This window comes from Halorhodospira neutriphila, assembly GCF_016584055.1.
Taxonomy (GTDB): domain Bacteria; phylum Pseudomonadota; class Gammaproteobacteria; order Nitrococcales; family Halorhodospiraceae; genus Halorhodospira; species Halorhodospira neutriphila.
Window position 1 is genome coordinate 1 of sequence record NZ_NRSH01000284.1, and the last position, 549, is coordinate 549.

Here is a 549-nt window from a genome sequence, read left to right on the forward strand (position 1 = left end):
CATCGCGCCGGAGCGCATCGCGCCGCTGCTCGCGGACCTGCCCAACCCGCGCACCACCGTGGCCGCCGGCGGGCTCGGGCCGGCGCTCGGGGCGCGCCTGCGCCGGCCGGTGGCGCAGCTGATCTGCCTCTGCTCCGTGGGGGCGGCCGTACGCCTGGTGGCGCCGTACCTGGCGGACAAGGCCCGCGACCCCGGCGTAGTGGCGGTGGACGAGGCGGGCCGCTTCGCCGTGGCGGTGGCCGGCGGCCACCTCGGCGGCGCCAACGCCTGGGCCGAGGCGGTCGCCCGGCGGCTCGGCGCCACGCCGGTGATCACCACCGCCTCGGACAGCGCCGGGCTCCCCGCCGTGGACTTGCTGGGGCGGGAGCAGGGCTGGCGGGTGGCGGCGCCGCGGGCCGCCCTGCGCCGGGCGGCGGCGGCGCTGGTCAACGGCGAGCCGGTGGCCCTGGTCGAGGCGGACGCTACGTGGCGGCCGCCGGCGCCGCCGCCGGCCAACCTGCACCGCCTGCCCGGCCTCGAGGGCCTCGGGGCCGGGCAGGCGGTGCAGGT

General features: G+C 81.6%; 1 protein-coding gene. It reads left to right on the top strand.

Translation table 11 applies throughout. From position 1 onward, the window contains the following. Nucleotides 1–549 (top strand): cobalamin biosynthesis central domain-containing protein (locus tag CKO13_RS12485; protein WP_200261482.1); only part of this gene is annotated, 549 nt, incomplete at both ends.